This is a genomic window from Marisediminitalea sp. (assembly GCF_984433645.1).
The window spans coordinates 1-3789 of sequence record NZ_CFIDRX010000264.1; the positions used below are offsets into that span (position 1 = coordinate 1).

Sequence of the window (3789 nt, forward strand, 5' to 3'; positions counted from 1 at the left end):
CTCACTCTCCGCCATATTTAAGAAACCCGCACATTGTTGCGGGTTTTTTATTGCCCGCGAAACAGCGCTCAAACGAATGGGGGAATGAAGCATTGTTATTCACGTGTTTAGCAGCCTAAACACGCGGTATAGAGTTGACTTCATTACCAAAATGTCTACCGGTTACATTAAAATTTAATTTACCTAACTTAAACACTTACCTTCGTTGTTAATATTGATTATTATGAGCGTTAGGCACAGGAATAGGTGCAATTTGCTCGCGCAGTAGTCAGGCGGGCAGGGTATTGGACAGTTCCAAATAACGACTATAAATAGCCAAAGTGAGATTCACATGATCAAAATTGCATTAGTTGATGATCATGACCTGGTGAGAACAGGTATCAAACGCATCCTTGAAGATGTGGTTGATTTTTCAATTGTGTGTGAAGCTAAAGACGGCGAAGAAGCTGTAAAATATTGCCGTAAATATGCACCGGATGTGGTGCTTATGGATTTGAATATGCCCGGAATGGGCGGATTTGAAGCGACGCGTCAGATTTTACGTATTGGTGAGAACATCCGCGTGATCGGCTTATCAATGCAGAAAGAAGACCCGATTCCTATGCAGGTTATCCAGGCGGGGGCGTTTGGTTTTTTGACCAAGGATGCCGAGTCAAAAGAGATGATCGACGCTATCTACAAAGTAGCTGCAGGGCAGAAGTACCTGAGTCCTGAAATCGCTCAGCGTATTGCCATGAGTAAGTTAATGCCGGATAACGATAATCCGTTTACCGACTTGTCGGGCAGGGAACTGGATATTGCGATGCGCATTACCCGCGGCCAGAAAGTGCCGGACATAGCAGAGCAGCTACACATTGCTACAAAAACAGTCAACACCTACCGATATCGCTTGTTCGATAAGCTTGATATCAGTACTGACGTCGAGTTAACGCATTTAGCGTTACGTCATAAGCTGATTGATTTGGCCTAATACCTGAATTAATGAGCCAGTTTGACGCTTCAGCGTTTCTGAAAACACTCACTCACCAGCCTGGCGTGTACCGCATGTATAACGAGGCTGGTGACGTTATTTACGTGGGTAAGGCCAAAAACCTTAAGAAGCGCGTCTCCAGTTATTTCAAACAAACCGTCGACAGCCCAAAAACCAAAGCTCTGGTAAGCCAGATCGCGCAGATGGACGTCACGGTAGTGAACAGCGAAACCGAAGCGTTTTTGCTGGAAAATAACTTCATCAAAAAGTATCGTCCGCGCTACAACGTGTTATTACGCGACGATAAATCGTATCCGTTTATTTTTCTGTCTGATCACGAACACCCCAGGTTGTCGTTTCATCGCGGGCCACAAAAAAAGAAAGGCGAATATTTTGGCCCGTATCCAAGTGCTTGGGCGGTACGCGAGAGTTTGCGTTCAATGCAGAAGCTTTTCCCGGTTCGTCAGTGCGAAGACAGCTACTACCGCGCTCGTAGCCGACCTTGCCTGCAGTATCAAATGCAGCGATGTTCCGCGCCTTGCGTAAAAGGCTATGTATCCGACGACGAATACGCCGAGCAAGTGCAGTGGGTAAGACTGTTTCTGAAAGGCAAAAATCAGCAGGTTATTAACTCGCTGGTAGAAAAAATGGAAAAGGCCAGCGAGCAGCTTAATTTCGAAGCGGCAGCCCGTTATCGCGACCAGATCAACGCATTGCGTAAAGTGCAGGAAAGACAGTGGGTAGCGGGTACCCAGGATGAAATGGATATCTTCGGCTTTGCGTTCAAAGGAAGCATGGCGTGTATTCAGGTAATGTTTATTCGCGATAGTCAGTTGTTGGGTAGCAAAGCCTTTTTCCCCAAAGTGCCCTCTACGGCTACAGAAGATGAAATCTTCGAAGCGTTTCTGCTTCAATTCTACTTGGCTGGGAACAAGGTCATCCCTAAACAAATTGTCTTACCCAAAGCATTAAGTGATGAATCTGCCATAGCGGATTTGTTGAGTCAGGAAGCCAATTATCGCGTGAAATTGTTCAAAGGTGCGCGTGAAGAAAAGCGACAATATTTGCAATTGGCGCAGGCGAATGCGCTGAATGCACTTGAAGCGCAATACGGCCAACAAAAATCTGTTTTCGCACGCTACATCGACCTGGAAGCCGCTTTAGAGTGGGAAAACCCTATCCAGCGTATGGAGTGTTTTGACATCAGCCATACCTCTGGTCAGCAAACCGTTGCCTCCTGTGTTGTGTTTAACAGGGAAGGGCCGTTGAAAAGCGATTATCGCCGCTACAATATCGACGGTATTACGCCGGGAGATGACTATGCTGCTATGGCGCAGGCACTGGCCCGGCGGTATAAAAATGTGCAGGATGCCGAAAAGATCCCGGATATTCTGTTTATCGACGGGGGTAAAGGGCAGTTGTCTCAGGCTGAGCAGTTCTTCGAGGAATGGCCCCACGACAAAAAACCATTGTTAATTGGTGTTGCTAAAGGCACAACGCGTAAGCCAGGCCTGGAAACGTTAATCTTGGCAGATACCCATGACACCATTCCTATGAATGCAGATCGACCTGCGCTGCACTTAATTCAGCATATCCGCGATGAGTCTCACCGATTTGCCATTTCCGGTCACCGCAATCGCCGGCAAAAAGTGAAAACGACCAGCACACTCGAGTCTATTCCTGGTATTGGTGCCAAGCGACGTCAATCCCTGATCAAATATATGGGCGGATTACAGGGCCTGAAAAAAGCCAGCAAAGGTGAAATAGCCAGTGTACCGGGTATTAGTGAGGAACTTGCTGACATCATCTATGATCATTTACACAATTAATCCTCAGAAAAGAACGCCTGTTTGATTCAAACTTCCTTAATGTGGCGTATCGTGTGACAATACGGTCAAATAATAAGGATCACCCCCTGAGTTGTGTATGTGGACAATCCCAAACGTTATTACCCTGATTAGGGTAATTCTTATCCCCGTATTTGTATGTGTGTATTTTCTCGATTGGCGCTGGGCGCATGAAGCTGGTGCATTTATTTTCTGGTTTGCAGCGATCACCGATTGGTTTGACGGCTACCTGGCCCGTAAATTAGAACAGTCTACGCCGTTTGGTGCGTTTTTAGATCCTGTAGCGGATAAACTCATTGTTGCTGCCGCGCTACTCATGATCACCCATACTTATGATTCAGTGTTTATTACCATTCCAGCCATTTTACTCCTGATAAGAGAAATTTATGTTTCTGCACTGCGAGAGTGGATGGGATCGCAAGGTGTGCGTGACACCGTCCAGGTGTCATTTATTGGCAAAGCCAAGACCACTGCACAAATGTTAGCATTGATCGGATTACTTTCTGGCCTGGAGACGTTTATGGGTTTCCCAATTTATTGGGTAAGCCTTGGTTATGGTCTGCTTTATATCGCAACCGTGTTGTCTGTTTGGTCAATGGTGAGCTATACAAAAGCGGCTTGGCCACACCTGTCGGGCAAATCCTGAGCAGCGAAAAGGCTGATTTTAAACCGAAATGACCGAATTCTAAGCAAACAAACTTTTTTTGATTAAAAAGGCAGCGAAAGGCATTTTTTGTAGTTGACACTTTTCCTTGGGCAGGTAGAATGCCTCCCACATTCGAAGCGGGAATAGCTCAGTTGGTAGAGCACAACCTTGCCAAGGTTGGGGTCGCGAGTTCGAGTCTCGTTTCCCGCTCCAAATTCTCGAATGGTTTGCGTTATAAATAAGGTTTAGCCTTGAGTTGTTACGCAACAATGGCGGAATGGCAGAATGGCTATGCAGCGGATTGCAAATCCGTGGATCTCGGTTCG

At 46.4% G+C, this 3789-nt stretch carries 3 protein-coding genes and 1 tRNA gene; all 4 read left to right on the forward strand.

Annotation, left to right across the window (positions count from 1 at the left end):
- Nucleotides 1-331 precede the first annotated feature (331 nt).
- The 4 genes from uvrY to AC4MRN_RS19930 all read left to right on the forward strand — a co-directional run bounded on the left by uvrY (nt 332) and on the right by AC4MRN_RS19930 (nt 3676).
- Nucleotides 332-970 carry a UvrY/SirA/GacA family response regulator transcription factor gene (uvrY, locus tag AC4MRN_RS19915; RefSeq protein ID WP_073324592.1) on the forward strand — a complete coding sequence of 213 codons (639 nt, stop codon included), beginning with the start codon at nt 332-334 and terminating at the stop codon, nt 968-970.
- 11 nt (nt 971-981) lie between these two features.
- Nucleotides 982-2799: an excinuclease ABC subunit UvrC gene (gene uvrC / locus AC4MRN_RS19920; protein WP_491204299.1), complete on the forward strand. Its 1818-nt coding sequence runs from the start codon at nt 982-984 to the stop codon at nt 2797-2799.
- Between the two features lie 97 nt (nt 2800-2896).
- Nucleotides 2897-3463: a CDP-diacylglycerol--glycerol-3-phosphate 3-phosphatidyltransferase gene (gene pgsA, locus AC4MRN_RS19925; protein WP_073324590.1), complete on the forward strand. Its 567-nt coding sequence runs from the start codon at nt 2897-2899 to the stop codon at nt 3461-3463.
- A gap of 137 nt (nt 3464-3600) precedes the next feature.
- Nucleotides 3601-3676, forward strand: a tRNA-Gly gene (locus AC4MRN_RS19930).
- Nucleotides 3677-3789: the final 113 nt, after the last annotated feature.